The organism is Sphingomonas kyeonggiensis, from assembly GCF_014204495.1.
GTDB classification, from domain to species: domain Bacteria; phylum Pseudomonadota; class Alphaproteobacteria; order Sphingomonadales; family Sphingomonadaceae; genus Sphingomonas; species Sphingomonas kyeonggiensis_A.
Window position 1 is genome coordinate 652,967 of sequence record NZ_JACHLN010000003.1, and the last position, 16,214, is coordinate 669,180.

The 16,214-nt window shown below is 68.0% G+C and carries 9 protein-coding genes; all 9 read right to left on the bottom strand.

Translation table 11 applies throughout. The features are described from left to right. Positions 1 to 21 precede the first annotated feature (21 nt). The gene (locus tag HNP52_RS17125) at positions 22 to 2,574 is read right to left on the bottom strand and encodes a glycoside hydrolase family 3 C-terminal domain-containing protein (protein WP_184168826.1); all 2,553 of its coding nucleotides are present in this window, start codon (positions 2,572 to 2,574) and stop codon (positions 22 to 24) included. Continuing rightward, on the bottom strand, positions 2,574 to 2,888 hold the full coding sequence (locus HNP52_RS17130; protein WP_260396201.1) for a hypothetical protein: 315 nt from the start codon (positions 2,886 to 2,888) through the stop codon (positions 2,574 to 2,576). The genes HNP52_RS17125 and HNP52_RS17130 overlap by 1 nt, the downstream gene beginning before the upstream one ends. Next, positions 2,888 to 4,603, bottom strand: coding sequence for an AMP-binding protein (locus tag HNP52_RS17135; protein WP_184168827.1), 1,716 nt, complete (start codon positions 4,601 to 4,603; stop codon positions 2,888 to 2,890). Before HNP52_RS17135 ends, HNP52_RS17130 begins: the two co-directional genes overlap by 1 nt. Continuing rightward, positions 4,600 to 6,198 (bottom strand): tannase/feruloyl esterase family alpha/beta hydrolase, encoded by a 1,599-nt coding sequence (locus tag HNP52_RS17140; protein ID WP_184168828.1) that lies wholly within the window; start codon positions 6,196 to 6,198, stop codon positions 4,600 to 4,602. Before HNP52_RS17140 ends, HNP52_RS17135 begins: the two co-directional genes overlap by 4 nt. Continuing rightward, positions 6,195 to 7,082 carry an alpha/beta hydrolase gene (locus tag HNP52_RS17145; protein ID WP_184168829.1) on the bottom strand — a complete coding sequence of 296 codons (888 nt, stop codon included), beginning with the start codon at positions 7,080 to 7,082 and terminating at the stop codon, positions 6,195 to 6,197. The genes HNP52_RS17140 and HNP52_RS17145 overlap by 4 nt, the downstream gene beginning before the upstream one ends. Further along, positions 7,079 to 8,566: a carboxylesterase/lipase family protein gene (locus HNP52_RS17150; protein WP_184168830.1), complete on the bottom strand. Its 1,488-nt coding sequence runs from the start codon at positions 8,564 to 8,566 to the stop codon at positions 7,079 to 7,081. The genes HNP52_RS17145 and HNP52_RS17150 overlap by 4 nt, the downstream gene beginning before the upstream one ends. Further along, entirely contained in the window at positions 8,563 to 11,856 is a 3,294-nt protein-coding gene (locus HNP52_RS17155; RefSeq protein ID WP_260396254.1) for an alpha-L-rhamnosidase, read from the bottom strand. Before HNP52_RS17155 ends, HNP52_RS17150 begins: the two co-directional genes overlap by 4 nt. A gap of 19 nt (positions 11,857 to 11,875) precedes the next feature. Then, complete coding sequence (locus HNP52_RS17160; RefSeq protein WP_184168832.1) at positions 11,876 to 14,566, bottom strand: TonB-dependent receptor domain-containing protein; 2,691 nt, start codon at positions 14,564 to 14,566, stop codon at positions 11,876 to 11,878. Between the two features lie 153 nt (positions 14,567 to 14,719). Further along, positions 14,720 to 16,123: a TetR/AcrR family transcriptional regulator gene (locus tag HNP52_RS17165; protein ID WP_184168833.1), complete on the bottom strand. Its 1,404-nt coding sequence runs from the start codon at positions 16,121 to 16,123 to the stop codon at positions 14,720 to 14,722. Positions 16,124 to 16,214: the final 91 nt, after the last annotated feature.

A 16,214-nucleotide genomic window follows, 5' to 3' on the forward strand; every position in this document is an offset into this window, starting at 1 on the left:
GTGCCCTGGAGCCATCGCGCTTCAGGGCACGAACGCCTCCCCACCCGCGACCATCACCTCACCGCGCAGCTGGATGTCGTCGGAACCGCCACCGACCTGGAGAGCATAGGCACCCGGGCGCACCCGCCAGCGGTGCTCGGCTTCGTCCCATGTCGCGAAGGCGCGCGGATCGATCGTCAGCGTGACCCTGCGGCTCTCGCCCGGCGCGAGCGCGACTTTCGCGAAGGCACGCAATTGCCGCATCGGCTCGCCCTCGCCCCGCTCGGCGGGCGCAACGTAGAGCTGGACGACTTCCTTGCCCCCGGGGCCGGCCTCATTGCGTAGCGTGAGCTGAACCTTGAGCGGCACCCCGCCCTTGAGCCGACGCGGTGCCTTCAGCGCCGAATAGCCGAAGCGCGAATAGGAAAGTCCGTGACCGAACGCGAACAGCGGCGCGGTGCCCGTCGTGTCGAATCTGCGGTAGCCGACGAGCAACCCCTCGGAATAGTCGCTGCTGATCTTGGAGAGATCGGCGCGGTCGTCGGCATCCGAGGCGGGAAAGCTAACCGGGAGCTTGCCCGAGGGATTGACCCGGCCGGCAAGGATAGCGGCAAGCGCCTGTGCGCCTTCCTGGCCGGGGAACCAGAGCTGGAGGATCGCAGGCACCTGATCGCGCCACGGCATCGTCACGGCGGCGCCGCTGTTTACCACCACCACCGTACGCGGGTTCGCGGCGGCAACGGCGGCGACCAGCTTGTCCTGCTCGCCCGGGAGCGCGAGCGTCGGCCGGTCATAGCCTTCGCCCTCGGTCGTCGAGGAGGAACCGACAAGCACGATCGCGGCGTCCGCCGCCCGCGCCGTAGCCACGGCTTCGTCGAGCGACGGCGAAGGCTCGCGGAGCCCGAAGGCGAGCGCCTCATAGGGCGTCTGGCCGGTCGCATAGTCGAGGCGGATGCGGTAGCCGCGCCCGGCCTCCAGATCGAGCGCGACGGTGCGGCGGAGCACCGGGAAGCCGATCACGTCGCGCGCGTCCGGCACACCTTTCACGCTCTTGTCGAGGATCGTCCTGCCGTCGAGCAGGAGCGTCGCCGAGCCCGTGCCGCGGATACTGAGCTCGTGGCGTCCGCTGCGGCGCGGCCACAGCCAGCCCTCCCAGCGGATCGCGGCATAGCCGATGACGCTGGCGCTCGCGACATTGCCGCTGATCCGCTTGATGAAGCGGGTCTCGCGGGTGCTGCGCACCGGCTCCCCCGCGAAGTCGGCGGCGGAGAAATAGCTGGCGTGCAGCCCGGGCTCGGCATGGCCGGCATCGGGACTGAACAGCGCGGCATCGGCCGCGGGGGGCGTTTCCTCATTGTCGACGCCCTGGGCATAAGTGATCCGTACGCCCGGATAGGCCGCGCGCAGCGCCGCGAGCGGCGACGCGATCGCGTCGAACGGCACGACTTCGGAGCTCCCGCCACCCTGCATCCGTGCGGAAGCGGCATTGGGACCGATCACCGCGAGCGTGCGGATGTCGGAGCCGAGCGGCAGCACGGCCTGGTTCTTGAGCAGGACGATCGCTTCCTCCGCCGCCGCACGCGCGACATCGGCATGGTTGCGGGCCGGAGCCGGCGCCGAGGGTGCGCGATCCAGTACGCCGCTGCGCAGGATCATCCGAAGCACGCGCCGGGCGTTGTCGTCGATCTGGGCAATGCCCACTTCGCCCGCATCGACCGCCTTGCGCAGCTTCGCGCCGAACTGCGCGGGCGGGCCCGGCATTTCGAGATCGAGCCCGGCATTGGCGGCCGGGGCCGTCGAATGCGTCGCACCCCAATCGGAAACGACCGCACCGGGGAATCCCCAGTCCTTCTTCAACACGTCGGTGAGCAGGAGGCGGTTCTGCGACACATAGGTGCCGTTGACCTTGTTGTACGACGCCATCACCGACCAGGGATCGGCCTGTTTCACCACGGTCTCGAAGGCCGGGAAATAGAGCTCGCGCAGCGCGCGCTCCGAAACCCGGGCATCGACGAAGAAGCGGTTGGTCTCCTGGTTGTTCGCGACGAAATGCTTGAGCGACACTCCGATGCCTTCACGCTGGACGCCGCCGACATAGCCGAGCGCGATCTGTGCCGTGAGATAAGGGTCCTCGGAATAGGTCTCGAAATTGCGGCCCCAGCGCGGCGTGCGCACGATGTTGACCGTCGGCGCGAGCAGCACCGAAGCACCGTCGGCGCGCGCCTCCTCGGCGATCGCACCGCCGACCCGCGCGGCGAGCGCCGGATTCCAGGTCGCGGCGATCGCGGCGCCGACCGGGAACACGGTCGCGGGCTTGCCCTCGGGCGACCGCACGCCGGTCGGCCCGTCGGTCATCTTGATCCCGGGCACGCCGAGGCGCGGTACGCCGTTCGTCATCATCGAGGAAGCGCCGGCCAGCAACGCGATCTTCTCGTCGAGCGTCATCCGCGCGATCAGATCGTCAACGCGCGCGTTCAGCGGCGCGGATACGCGGCGATACACCGGTGGCTCCGCGTCCTGCGCCAACGCGGGCGCGAGGCCGGCGGCGGAAGGAACCGACAGCGTCATCATGAAAGCGATACTCAGGCCGCGCATCAGGGGATCTTCGCGAGATCGGCGGCGGTCTTTGCGAGCAGCTCGTCGGTGAGCTTGCCGCCCGAATATGGCTGGAGCTGGGTGAGGCTCAGGCCCTTGATCATCTCATATTGCGGAATCTCGAGCAGCCCAGGTAGATCGGCATTGAGAACGGCCTTCGCCGCTTCGTTGGCGGCGAGCGTCTCGATCGGCGTGTCGAGCGTATATTTCGGCGCGGCAGCCGGTGCCGGGCTCGCAGCAGGCGCCGTCTGTGGCAGGGCCTGGGGCGCAGTCTGCGGCAGCGCGGCCGCGGCGAGAGCCAGAAACATAATCATCATCGTATCTCCTGGGATTCGCCGAAAGCCGGCGGCGACGTTTCCAGACCCAGTTCGGCGACCATCGCCTCGCGGATCATAAACTTCTGGATCTTGCCCGTGACCGTCGTCGGAAAGGCATCGACGAAGTGGATGTGGCGCGGAATCTTGTAGTGCGCGATGCGCCCCTTGCAGAAGGCGCGGACCGCTGCCTCGTCGCCCGATGCGCCGAGGCGCAACCGGATCCAGGCGCAGAGCTCCTCGCCCATCCGCGCATCCGGCACACCGACCACCGCGACGTCTTCGATCGCGGGGTGGCTGAGCAGGAAATCCTCTATCTCGCGCGGATAGATGTTCTCGCCACCACGGATCACGACATCCTTGATACGGCCGACGATCCGGCCATAGCCCTCGGCATCGATGGTCGCGAGATCGCCGCTGTGCATCCAGCCGTCCGCGTCGATCGCATCGGCGGTGCGCTCACGATCGTTCCAGTAACCGAGCATCACCGAATAGCCGCGGGTGCACAATTCGCCGGGCTGGCCGGCGGGCAGCGTCGCGCCCTCGCCATCGATCACCTTGCATTCGAGATGCGGCAACACGCGCCCGATCGAATCCACGCGCCGATCGAGGCTGTCGCCCAGCCCGGTCTGGAAGCTCACCGGGCTCGTCTCGGTCATGCCATAGCCGATCGTGACGTCGCGCATGTGCAGCCGCGCGATCACGTCGCGCATCAGCGGCTCGGGGCATACCGCGCCCGCCATGCATCCGGTACGCAGCGAGGTCAGGTCGAAGCGGGCGAATTCGGGATGCGCGAGTACCGCGATGAACATCGTCGGCACGCCGTACAACGCGGTGCAGCGTTCGGCTTCGACGGCGGCAAGCACTGCGCCGGGATCGAACGCCGCCGCGGGATAGACCATCGCCGCGCCGTGCGTGATGCTGGCCAGATTGCCCATCACCATGCCGAAACAATGGTAGAGCGGCACCGGGATGCAGATGCGGTCGTCAGGCGCCAGCGCCATGCCGCGCCCGACGAAATAGCCGTTGTTCAGGATGTTGCGATGCGAGAGCGTCGCGCCCTTGGGCAGGCCGGTGGTGCCGCTGGTGAACTGGATGTTGATCGGATCGCCCGGATCAAGCGTGGCGGCGAGCCGATCAAGCTCGGCACGCGCCCCGGGGCGGATCGCGGCGATGTCGTCGAACGCCAGCCAACCGGGGCGCGGACTGCCACCGATCCGGATCGCCGCGCGCAGCGTCGGCAGCCGCGCCGCGACCAGCCGGCCCGGCTCGCTCTCCACGAGTTCGGGCGCCAGCGCCTCGATCATCTCGAGATAGGCGCTGGTCTTGAAGCGCTCGGCCGCCACCAGCGCCTTGAGCCCGACGAGGTTGATCGTGAACTCGGCTTCGGAAAGCTGATAGGCCGGGTTGATCGTGACGAGGATCAGCCCCGCGCGCGCAGCAGCGAACTGCGTCAGGGTCCATTCGGCGCAATTGGGGGACCAGATGCCGATCCGGTCCCCCGGCGCGAGCCCCAGCCCGAGCAGCCCCGCCGCGAGTGAATCCGCGCGCGCAAGCAGCTCGGCGAAGCTCCAGCGAACGCCCTGCGCGACCGACACGAGCGCATCCCGCGCGCCCCAACGATCCGCGGCGCGCACCAGCGCCTCACCGATGGTGATGTCGAGCAGCGCGGGTGCTGCCGCCCCAGTGACATGGCTGAGCGCGTGCGCGGTCATGGCTTGCCCGGCGCGGTGCAGATGAAGTTGGCCGCGTCGTCGGTGGATCCCGTGCCGTTCCAGCGCGCGACCTTGGGATAGGCGCATAGCGGGCGGGTACGCACCGGCTTGGCGGGGAAGCCGAGATAGCCGAACAGGTCGTTTTCGAACTTGGTCGCCACGATCCGCTCGGGGGCTGCGCCGCCCTGGCGCCAGGTATCGATCGTGCCGAGCGCGTCGAACACATTGGGCCCCGGCCCGGCAAGGCAATGCGACACGCCCGGCATCATGAACAGCCGCGCGGAATCGCCGGCCGCCCGGTTCGTCCGCTGCACGCGTGTGAAATAGTCGATCGTATTCTCGGGAGCGATCGCCGCGTCCTGCCAGCCATGATACATCAGCAGCTTGCCGCCCCGGCCGAAGAAGCTCCGGAGATCCGGATTATCCGCATCGAGGTTGGCGCCCTGAAGCCGCTTCGCCAGCGCGTAATCGCGCGCCAGATCGAAGCGCGTCAGGTCCCAGGCCGGATCCGAATGGGCCATGTAGCGCATGAAGTCGGTCGCGAAGCGGCCATGCTGCGCGTTCGGCCCGGTGAGCCAGAGATCCCAGGTGCCCGGCACCGCCTCGGCACCGGGCATATAGCCCGGGTAGAAGGGCTTGCCGTCCGCCGTCCGCACGCCGCGATAGAGTGCGCGCGCCGTCTCGACCTGCGGTGCGGTGAGGCAGCTCGGTGCGTCGCCGGCCTTGCAGAGCAGAGCGCCCGGATCGAAGCGGCACGTGCGCGGATCGTCGATCACTCCGTCGGCCACGCCGTCCTTCGCGTCGCACTGCGCGAGTGCCGCATTCTGGAGCAGCTTGAGCTTGGCGTTGGGGATCACCGCTTCGGGCCGCGCGAAGGCGACGCGGTCGTCTGCGGCGAACGCGCTCGTCATCCGGGTCCATGGGATCGCCGGCGCGCCGGCGACGATCGCGTCATAATCCGTCGGAAAGCGCTGCGCTTCCATCAGCGCTTCCCGGCCGCCATCGGAGCAACCGTGGAAATAGCTCGCCGCCAACGGCCGGGGGTAATAGGCCGCAATCAGGCGCTTCGCCGCCTCGGCGCCCAGATGGTTCGCGCGCCAGCCGAAATCGCGGATCTTCTCGGGCGCATTCAGAGCCCATTTTCCGTCGACGTCGCCGCTACCGACATGCCCCATGTCGGTGCCGACCGTGGCATAGCCGCGCGCGACACCGCCCCGCATCGTGAGCGCGGGGATCATCAGGCTGCCGCCAAAACCGCCATTGCCCGCGCCGAGCAGCTTGCCGTTCCACGCCGCAAGCTCGGGCAGCCACACTTCCACCTTGATCGACGAGCCGGGAACAGGCGTGAGCACCGCCTGCACACGGCAGAAGGGCGCTGCGGCGGGAAGCCCGGGCTTCCCGGGCTCGGTATCGATCGTCGTCCCCTTGGCGACGGGAGTCGCGGAAACAACACTGCCGTTGCCCAGCGCCAGCCCGGCGAGCCCCGCGCAGCCCTCGCCCGGGTGGGCGGGCGCGGGAGACAGTCTCCTGCCTTCGGCGGCGCCCGTGACGGCCAGCGCCAGCGCGCCGGCGGAGAGCAGATGGATCGGCTTCATTTGCGCAGCACCCCCAATGATTCGAGCCAGCCGCGCATCCGCACGGTCCATTGGTCGACAGACTTGCCCTTGCGCTCCATGCCGAAGCCATGGCTGCCATCGGGATAGGTCACGAACTCCGACCTGGCCCCCGCCGCACGCCAGGCGGCGTCCAGCCTGGCACTGTCGCCCCGCGAGAGCTTGTCGTCATCGGCGACGAGCACGAAGAGCGGCGGCGCGTGCGCCGGCACTGCGATCGGATCGGGGAGCAGCCCCGGGTAGATCGCCGCGGCAAAATCGGGGCGGCTGTCGCGGTGCCCGGCGGCAAGCGTCCACACCGTCACCGCCCCGCCGGCGGAGAAGCCCATCAGCCCGACCCGATCCGGCTTGATGCCATATTGCGCGGCATGCGCGCGCACGAAGCGCACGGCCTGCTCGCCGTCCGCCGTCGCCAGCGGCCGCAAAGGTACGATGGCGTCGGCAAGCTCGGGCAGATTCGTCAATCGGCGGATGAACTGGCCGGTGAAATCATCGTTGGTCTGCAACAGGCGATAGCGCAGCACGAAGGCAGTCACGCCCAGGCCGTTGAGCCACTTCGCCACCGCGGTGCCTTCGTTCTCGATCGAAAGCATGTGGAAGCCACCGCCCGGCGCGACGATCACTGCGGTGCCGTTCGCGATTGCAGGATCGGGGCGATAGACCGTGAGCGTCGCATCGCTGACATTGCGAACGATCGTTCCAAACGGAAAACGCGTCTCGGTCACTTCGGGATGGGCCGGCGCCTGCGGCGGCGGCGCAGACCAGATGCGCCGGGCACCCGGGTCCTGCGGCAGCACATGCGGGGCACAACCCATCGTCAGCAGGGCGAGCACAGCGCCCCATCGCAACTTCTTCGCCATGGTCATTGCCTCGCCTCCCGTGCGGTGGTGATCGCGGCGAGCGACGGGCCGCCGGCCTCCGTCATCGCCGCGGACGCACCGATCGCGAGCAGACGCGGCGCGGCGCCGTTCAGGCGATCCCAGCGCGGCAGTCCCTTGCGGTTGGGATCGCCGCTAGCCGCGAAGCCGGCCCAATAGTCCGCGATCCGCGCCGCCACCGCCGCGTCGACGGCGCTCGGCTTCGCATCGCCCTTCGCGAGATTGTCGAACTGGAAGATCACGTCGGTCGCATGGCCCGCGCCGATGCCTTCCTTGCGCTTGGCCTCGGCGACATAGCCGAAGCGATAAAGCCAGGTCGGCGCGCCCGTCGCCGCGTGCCAACGCGCCATCGAGAAGGCAGGCTCGGTGAACATCGCGTCGCCCGCCAGATAGCGCGTGGCCTTCTCGGGCGAGGCATAGCTCGCCTTGACAGCATCGGCGCCTTTGCCGAGCGCGGCGAGCACCGGGCCATTGACCATCGGCAGCAATGCTGTGGGGACGAAGCCCAGCTCATCATCGTTATTGCCGATGATGAGCGGCACCCTGGCCTCACGCCCCGCTGCAAAGACGCGCGCGACGTCTTCGGGCACGATAGTGCCATCGGTGATTGGCCCCGAATAACGCGCATCTTCCTTGTTGAGCATGTTGATGCCGCCAAGCACGACCGATGCGGGCAACGCGCGCAGGCTTGCCGCATCGCCGGCGCCCGCGGCCGCTGCGAAGGCGCTGCCCTTCGCCTCCGCCTCGGGCGCGACCGGCCAATGATCGCGGCCGCCGCCCGAGGCACTGATCGCCCGGGCGAACAACCCGCGTGCCGCCGGTGCCGCCATCAGCCGCAGCACCGATTCCCCGCCCGCCGATTCGCCAAAGATCGTGACTTTCGCGGGGTCGCCGCCAAAGCCCGCTATGTTGCGCTTGACCCATGCAAGCGCCGCGATCTGGTCCATCAGGCCGTAATTGCCGCCGTTGCCCTCGGCGGCGAGCGCAGGGTGCGCGAAGAAGCCGAAGCGGCCAAGCCGGTAGTTGAAGCTCACCACCACGACGCCGCGCGCCGCCAGCCGTGCACCATCAGTCTCGGCAAGCGAACCCGATCCGCTGACGAAGCCGCCGCCATGGATCCACACCATCACCGGCAGCTTCACCCCAGCCGAGGCGTTCGGCGTCCAGACGTTGAGGAACAGGCAGTCCTCGCTGGTCGGCTGGCCGCTAGTCGTGACGCCGGGCATGGCGTTCTGCATGCAATCATTGCCGGCCCGGCTCGCATCGCGGGGCGCAGTCCAATGCGCGGGCGGCACGGGCGGACGCCAGCGCAGGTCGCCGACCGGCGGCGCGGCATAGGGGATCCCGAGAAACGCCGTGCTCCCCTCGGCGCTGAAGCCGCGCACCGGCCCGGCCTCGGTCCGCACCTGCTGCGCCGCGGCGGGCATCGCGGCGAGCAGCAACCCGCCCGCGGCGGCCAATATCCGGATCATCGCCTGCCTCCCGTCTGAAATACGAAGCTGCCGGCGCCGGTGCGATAGACGGCATAGCCGCTCTCATCCCGCACCGGCTCGGCACCCGCCGGCGCCGTGATCGCGCCGAAGCCGAGCGGCACCCAGATCTCGCCAAGCGCATTGGCGGGAACCTCCGCGGCCAGCGTCAGCCGCCCCGCCTCCACGCGCCAGCGTGACGCTGCGCGGCCCTGAACGGTCTCCATCACTGCCTCGGCACTCGCCAGCCCAGCGGGGATCGCAGGCTTCACCAGCACCGTCTTGTAGCCCGGTGCGCCCGGCCGCAGCCCCGCGAGCCGCTGGCGCATCCAATCACCGATCGACGCGAAATAATGATGGTCGCGCGAACGACTGCCGAGCCCCCAGCTCTCGAACATCGTCGAATGGCCGTTGACGATCCACCAACCCCAGCTCGGCTCGTCGGTACGCGTCGCCACCCGGTAGGCGAGATCGGCGTGGCCATGGTCGCTCAGCACGTCGAGCAGGTGGCGCGTGCCGTATACGCCGGTGCGCAGCCCCTGTTTCTCGACATCGCGGGCGATCGCATCGGCGACGCTCTGCGCGCGCCCCTCGGGCGCCATGCCGAAGGCGAGCGCAAGCACATTCTGCACCTGGAGCGGCGGCCCCGCGACACCCTTGGCGTCGATGGTGCGGTACCAGCCGTTCGCGGCATCCCAGTAGCGGGCATTATAGGCCATCCGGATGGCATCGGCGAGCGCGCGATATCGAGCCGCATCCGCCTCGGCACCGATCACAACCGAGGACCTGGCGAGCAGGTCGGCCTCATGGAAGAAATAGGCCGTGGTCACCGCATCGACGCCGCCGCCGCGCGCGTTGAAGAAGTCCAGGCTTCCCGGCGGCAGCCATTCGCTGAGCCCCTTGGCGCGGTAGAAATCGGGCGCCTTGATGAAGGTCGCGGTGTAATCGACCAGCCGCCGCTGCATCGCATGGCTGCGCGCCAGGATGCGCGTGTCCCCGTCGGTGATGTAGAGTTCCCAGGGGAGGATCAGTGCCGCGGCGTCCCAGGGCGTGGTCGGTCCCCACATCAGGTTCCAGCCCGGCGTGTCCTCATAGCCATAATAGGGCGTGGCCGGCACGATCTCGGGGATCTCGCCTTTGTCCGACTGGGCATCACCGAAATCGTCGAGCCATTTGGTCCACACGCGCGCAATGTCGAAGCTGCGCGCCGCGGCCCCCGCCGATGCCTGGGCGTCACCCGTCCAGCCATTCTTCTCATAGGTCGGCGTGTCGGTCTGGAAGCCGTGGAGATTGTTGAGGATCGTCGCGGTGGCGGCGGCGTCGATCTTGCCCAGCAACGGGTCGGCGCTGGCGAAGCTGCCGATCCGCGCGACGTTCGAATGCACCACGCGTGCACGGAGTGCCCCTTCGCCCGGGGTGCCCGGATAGCCCTCGACCTGGACGTACCGGAAGCCGCGATAGCCGAAACTAGGCTCCCAACGCTCGAGCCCCCTGCCCGCCAGCGTATAACGATCGGTCTGGAGCTGGGCATCGATCAGCCCCGATGCAGGCACCACCTGACCGTCGTCGCCGAGCCGCTCGCTCGCCACCATCGAGACGGTTGCGCCCCGCCCGCCCCGCACCTCGAGCACCGGCCAGCCCGCGACGATCCGACCGAAGTCATAGACCCACACGCCCGGCGTCGGCTGCGTGGCCGCGACCGGTGCGATCGTCTCGACCGGCGCGATCGGCTCGGAATTCGCAGCCACCAGCTTGCCCGCCGGTCCGGCGACCAAGCGCGCGGCCTGCCAGCCCGGCCCGGTGCCGGCGCGATCCCAGCCGTCAGGCAACAACCGCGCATCGTAGCGCTCGCCGCGATGGATCGAATCGCCCAGCGTCGGCCCCGAGCGCGTCTGCCAGCCGGGGCCGCTGGCGACCGTCTGGCGGGAGCCATCGGCATAGTCGATCTCGAGTTGGGCCTTGAGCGCGGGCTCGGCATGCCAGGGTGCCGCGTGGAAATACCATTCGTTGGGATCGGAGAGCCCATACCATCCACGGCCCAGCTCGGCCCCGATCACATTCTGCCCGGCACGCAGGAGGCTGGTGACGTCGGCGGTGTACGCCAGCACGCGCTTGTCATAGGCCGTAAACCCGACGCCCAGCGGCGAACCCACCGCAGCGCCGTTGAGCGTGATCCGCGGCATCCCGCCCGCGGCATAATAGAGCCGGGCGCGGATCGCCTTCTTGCCGGGATTCAGCCGGAACACACGCCGCACCAGGGGCGCCGGCGCTTCGATCGGCAGCACCAGATCGATGTTCGGGACGCCGCTTGCAACCACCAGGCCCTGCGACGAGACGCCGCCGCCGGTGAAGGGATTGTCGTTGCGTGCGAAATCGGCCGAGATCGCGGGGCTGCCGCTCCCCGATACCGCAACGGTATGGATCACGGCGGCCCGCGCTTCCTTCGCGCTGAACCCGATCGTGCCGTGGCTATGCGTCGCATCGTCGAGCGTATCGGCGACCACGCCGTCCAGGCTGGTGACGATGCGCGTGCCCGCCGCCTGGATGCGCAGCCGGTGCCGCACACCCTTGAGCGGCTTCGCCAGCGGCACGCGCTTCAGCTGTACGGTCTTCACGGCCGAGCTGGTTCCGCCGGGATAGGTACGCAGGCTCTCGATCAGCTCGGGCCCGTCCTTGCCCTCGCGCAAGGTCCAGACATAGGCATCACCGAAGGTCTTGCCGTGCGGCAGCGCGCGGAACAGCACGTCGACGGCGCTGCCGGTGAGCGTCAGGTCGGCTTCGAGGGTGACGTCGCTCCAGTCATGGTCGCGACGATGGGGCCCGGAAATCCAGCGCGCGCTCCAGTCCGCCGGGGCGAGCAGCCCCATCTCCCACCAGCCGGGCGTGCTCCACTCCGTCGCGCGGCCATTGCCGTCCCAGACCTGCACCTGCCACCAATAGCGCCGGCGCGCCTCGAGCCCCGGACCGGCATAGGCGATCTGGACATTGGCGTCGGAAGCGACCTTGCCGCTGTCCCACACATACGGGCCGGTCTTCAGCGCGGCGGGAGACGCTGCCACCTGGATGCGATAGCCAGTCTGGCGCGCCACCGGCGAATGCCAGGCGAGCCGGGGCGCCGGTGCGTCGAGCCCCAGCGGCGCCTCGGCATATTCGACTTTCAGCTTCCACGGATCAGGGCCCTGGCGACCGAGACCCGCCGTTGCCGGCATCGCGAGCACCAGTCCCGCCAGCAACGGCAGGAGACGGCGGCACCACCGCGCACTGCCTTCACGTCCCCCACTCGATACGCGCATCGACGACAACTTCCGCTCCCTAGAACTTCGTCCGGATGCCGAAGGCGAATAGCCGCCCCAGCGTGCCACCATTGGTGTAGCCCGGCGCACTGTTCAGGAACGGCGGATCCTGATCGAACACATTATCGACGTTCAGCGTCAGCGACGTGTTCTTGATCAAGTTGCCGAGATCATAAGAGAAGAACAGGTCAACGGTGTCGAACGCCGAGACGCGCGTCTGCGGAAGCACGCCGCCCAGCGGGAAGCCGCTGCGATGGTTAAGCGTCGCCTGACCGGTAAATCCGCCGACCTTGCCGCCCAGCCCCGCCGTGAAGGCCAGGCGTCCGGTGCCATTCTTCAGATCGTCGCTGAACGGGCCGCCCTTGATCGTCTGGGTCTTGCGGCCGAGCGTGTAGGTCCCCGCGAAACTCGCGTTCAGCGAACCGAACGACGTCGCATGGACATAGGCGAGGTTGAAGTCGATCCCGTCGGTATGCACCGCGCCCAGGTTGGCGCGCGTCGCCAGGAACAGCACATAGGGAGAGCTGGCGGCGTAGAGCGCGGCAAGGCTCGGCACCCCGTCGATACGCAAGCTGCCCGCCGCAGCCGTCGCCTGCGCAAGCGTGGGGTTGAGGATGTAGAAGCTTGAATAATTGGGGTCGGCGAAGAGCACCGGCGACGTGAACGGCGGCACTGCGATCGCATCGGTGAAGCGGACGTTGAAGTATGTCGCGCTGAGCACCAGCCCGGGAGCGAAGTCGGGCTTGAAGTCGAAGCCGAGCGACCAGGTGTCGGCTTTCTCGGGCTTCAGGTTGGCGTTGCCGCCCGCAATCGCGATCGTGGGACGCAGGATGTCGAACGGCGAGCTGTTCGCCGCACGGAACGGGCTGAACGGAATCACCTGCACGCGCGAGTCGACCGAATTGCCGAGATCGGCAAGGCTCGGCGCATGGAACGAGGTTCCATAGTTGCCGCGCAGGGTCAGCGAACGGACCGGACGATAGGTGATGCCGATCTTGGGATTGGTCGTCCCACCCACGTCGCTATAGTCGTCATAGCGCGCCGATCCGGAGATCTCGAGGCTGTAGAGTCCCGGCGACCGATTGCCTTCGCCGACGAGCGGCACGAGCAACTCGCCGAACACCGACTTGACGTTGCGCTCGGCAAAGGAACTGCCGCCCGTGATCGCGGTGGCGGGGCCGCTTCCGGTGAAGGACCGGATGTTCTCATAATGATATTCGGCACCCGCCGCGAGGCGGACTTCGCCGCCCGCCAGCGCGAACAACGGGCCATCGACCACGGCCCGGCCTTCGGCGAGCTCCTGCGTCGCCTCGCCGTAATTGACGAAGTCGTTGATCCTCGCGAGCAGGCTCGGCGACGTGGCGGACAGATTATAGGGATTCAGCGCTGTCGCCGTGCTCGTCCCGCCCAGCGCCGCGGTCACCGCGCTCGCATTGATCGTATCCTCGGTCGTCTTGTTCTCGCTACGCCCCAGATTGGCGCGCGTACGCAGCTGCCAGCCCCCGCCGAGATCGAACTCCATCGAAGGCGTAATGCCATAGGAGGAGAAGCGCGCCGGGCTGACGTTGCTCGGCCCGAACACCGAATCGAACGAGATCGCCACGGTCTGGGAGAGCTCGGTGCCGATCCGCGAGAAATAGGGGTTGAGGATCGTGATCGTATCGCTCTGCGTCGATTGCGCGCTGCGCGTCACGGTATCGCGCTGCGACCAGTAGCCGGTGAGCGAGAAATGGACCGTATCGCTCAATTCCTGCGTCAGCCCGGCGAACACGCTGTGCCGCTTCTCGCGCGGGACGATGTCGGCATAGTCGGTCTGGTCGCAGCGGTTGATCGTGCCCGGCACCTTGCCCGGCAGCGCATAGGGAATGCCGCCGATCAGGACGTTGGCGGGCGTGCAGGCCGTGCCCCGGTTGTCATTGCCGCCACCCGCGCGATTGTCCGCCGTCACATAGTCGCGGTCGATGCCCAGGATATTGTCGTGCCAGGCATAGGCATAGGAGACGAAGATCGATCCCGATCCCCAGTCCTTGCCCGCGATCACGCTGCCGTCGAACGACTTGTAGTCGTCCGCCATCCCGTAGCGCGCATTGATGCCGATGCCGTTGTAGCGCTTGCGCGTGATGAAATTGATCACGCCCCCGATCGCGTCCGATCCATAGATCGACGAGCCGCCATCGGGGATGATCTCGACCCGCTCGATCGCATCGGGCGGAATGATCGAGGGATCCACCGACGTCTGGAGTACGCCCGCGCCTACCAGCCGGTGGCCGTTCATCAGCACCAGCGTGGTCGACCCTCCCGACGCGCCGAGATTCCGGATGTTGGGGCGCACGATCGGCAGGGCATAGCTGCCGGTGCCGATCGGTACCGTTCCGAAATTGCCCACCTGCGGGATCTGCGCGAGCAGATCGTTGGTCGAGACGGCGCCCGTCGCCACCACGGCCTCGCGATCGACGCCGATGACATTGGTCCCGACCGGCGCAACACCGCGGATCAGCGTCCCGGTGACCACGATGTCGCCGCCCCCGCTACCGTCCGCCGCGGCGTCCTGCGGCTTGCCGGCCTGTGCGACAGGCTCCGCTGGAGGCGCGCTGTCCTGCGCATATGCGACGTTGCCCGCGCCCAGCACCCAGGCGATCGCCGCCGCCGAGACGCCGAGGCGCAACAAATGAAATCCCGCGGTGCCGCGGCCCGCAACTTCTCCGTTCATCCCATCCTCCCCGATGGCCGGATTCCCGGCTCGTTTCGGTTGGAGAGGCGCAAGGCGCCACCCCGGTCGTGCCCCGCTTCTTTGAGGCGGTGTGCACTATTCAGGGTTACGACCTCCGGGCCGATGCGTCAATATTTTTAAAAATATGTACTGTTAATGAGTTGGCATTTTGCCGGCGGCGGCGATCTCGTCGCGAAATGCGCTTCGTGCGGCGGAGAGTTGCGCGATCGGGCAGCCTGTCGACAGCGCACGGATCTGCTTGCCGATGAACACCGCCTGCATCCGCATCGCGTCGAAAGCGGCGACATCCTGGTTGAGCTGCTCAAGCTGGCGACGCCATGCCTTCGCCTGGTCGGCGATCACGCTCCACACCGCCGAGCGCAGGTCCAGCCGCCGCGCCGATTCGACGCCGATCGAATAGATCGCGATCGCGGCGCGACCGTGCTGAGTCACTTCGCGGACGAATACGGCGGTGGTCAGGTCGGCGAGTCCGTCGAGCGTCAGCCCCGCCCCACCAGCCGAACCGACCATGTCGCGGTAGCGGTGTTTGGAGCGCGCGAACAACTCGGCTTCCGCGGCCTTCAGCAGGCCGTCGATCGACCCGAAATGATATGCCGGCGCCGCAATGGTAAGCCCGCATTCCTGCGCCACGGCCTTGTAGGTGACGGCGCCTGCGCCATTGGCCACGAGCAGCGCAATCGCGCCTTCCAGGATGCGCTCACGCGTTTCACGCGCCTTGGGCGTTCGCCGCGCAGGCGCGGACGGCGCGGCCTCGGGCACCGAAACACGCGGCGCCCAATGGATGACGGGATCGGCGCCCGCGGCGAAAACCGCGGCGACCTGCTCGGGCTTGAGCTCGAGCGGCAGCGTGATGAACAACAGGCCGATGGCGGTATCGATGCCGGACACGACCGCCTCATCGCTCAACTCGCCGTACATGGCGCGCGCCAGATCACTCCACGCTTCGAACAGCTTGCCGAACCATTCGTCCGCGATCGCATGGCCTTCGGCGGTGCGCGCAGCCTCAAGGATGATCTCGCACCACGCGAGCGCCAGCCGCCGATATCGACCGGAAGCGTTGGTCAGCAGCTTGGTGACGAAGCCCGCGAGATCGGGCGCCCTGCCCTTGCCACGGCGCTGCCGGCGGGCCGCACGACGGAACGATTCGACATAGCCATCGAGCAGGCGCCGTGAAGCATCGGCGATCATCTCGCCCTTGGTGGCATAGTGATAGGTCGTCGCGGCAAGCGACACACCGGCAGCCGCGGCAACCAGGCGATGCGTCACGCGGCTCGAACCCGATTCGGCGAGCAAGGTTATGACGGCGTCGGCTATCCGGGCTTTGGTCCTTGCCGCGCGCGCGGGGGATCCCGGCCGTCGTCGCTCTCGCACCGCCCCGTCGGTCGCCAAGCGGTCGCTCGATCCAACGTTCTTCGGCATCACCAAACCATATTCCTCAGCGCTACAAGGGCGCCAGTCTTCGCGCCGCTCCAACGATGCGCGGCACCACACCAGCAGCACTCCTTCGAGAAGGAGGCCGCGGATCGCCCACACCATTCAAGCGGTATATTTTAAACAGTTGTACAATGAATACCACCCAGGGGTGGCGGCACGGCCGTCGATCGTGGCGGGTCGAAGCCCGGCCCTG

Coding starts and splice junctions, on each gene's coding strand:
- HNP52_RS17140 (WP_184168828.1), bottom strand. CDS start 6,198: ATGAAGCCGATCCATCTGCTCTCCGCCGGCGCGCTGGCGCTGGCCGTC.
- HNP52_RS17130 (WP_260396201.1), bottom strand. CDS start 2,888: ATGATTATGTTTCTGGCTCTCGCCGCGGCCGCGCTGCCGCAGACTGCG.
- HNP52_RS17135 (WP_184168827.1), bottom strand. CDS start 4,603: ATGACCGCGCACGCGCTCAGCCATGTCACTGGGGCGGCAGCACCCGCG.
- HNP52_RS17145 (WP_184168829.1), bottom strand. CDS start 7,082: ATGACCATGGCGAAGAAGTTGCGATGGGGCGCTGTGCTCGCCCTGCTG.
- HNP52_RS17165 (WP_184168833.1), bottom strand. CDS start 16,123: ATGGTGTGGGCGATCCGCGGCCTCCTTCTCGAAGGAGTGCTGCTGGTG.
- HNP52_RS17155 (WP_260396254.1), bottom strand. CDS start 11,856: ATGCGCGTATCGAGTGGGGGACGTGAAGGCAGTGCGCGGTGGTGCCGC.
- HNP52_RS17125 (WP_184168826.1), bottom strand. CDS start 2,574: ATGCGCGGCCTGAGTATCGCTTTCATGATGACGCTGTCGGTTCCTTCC.
- HNP52_RS17150 (WP_184168830.1), bottom strand. CDS start 8,566: ATGATCCGGATATTGGCCGCCGCGGGCGGGTTGCTGCTCGCCGCGATG.
- HNP52_RS17160 (WP_184168832.1), bottom strand. CDS start 14,566: ATGAACGGAGAAGTTGCGGGCCGCGGCACCGCGGGATTTCATTTGTTG.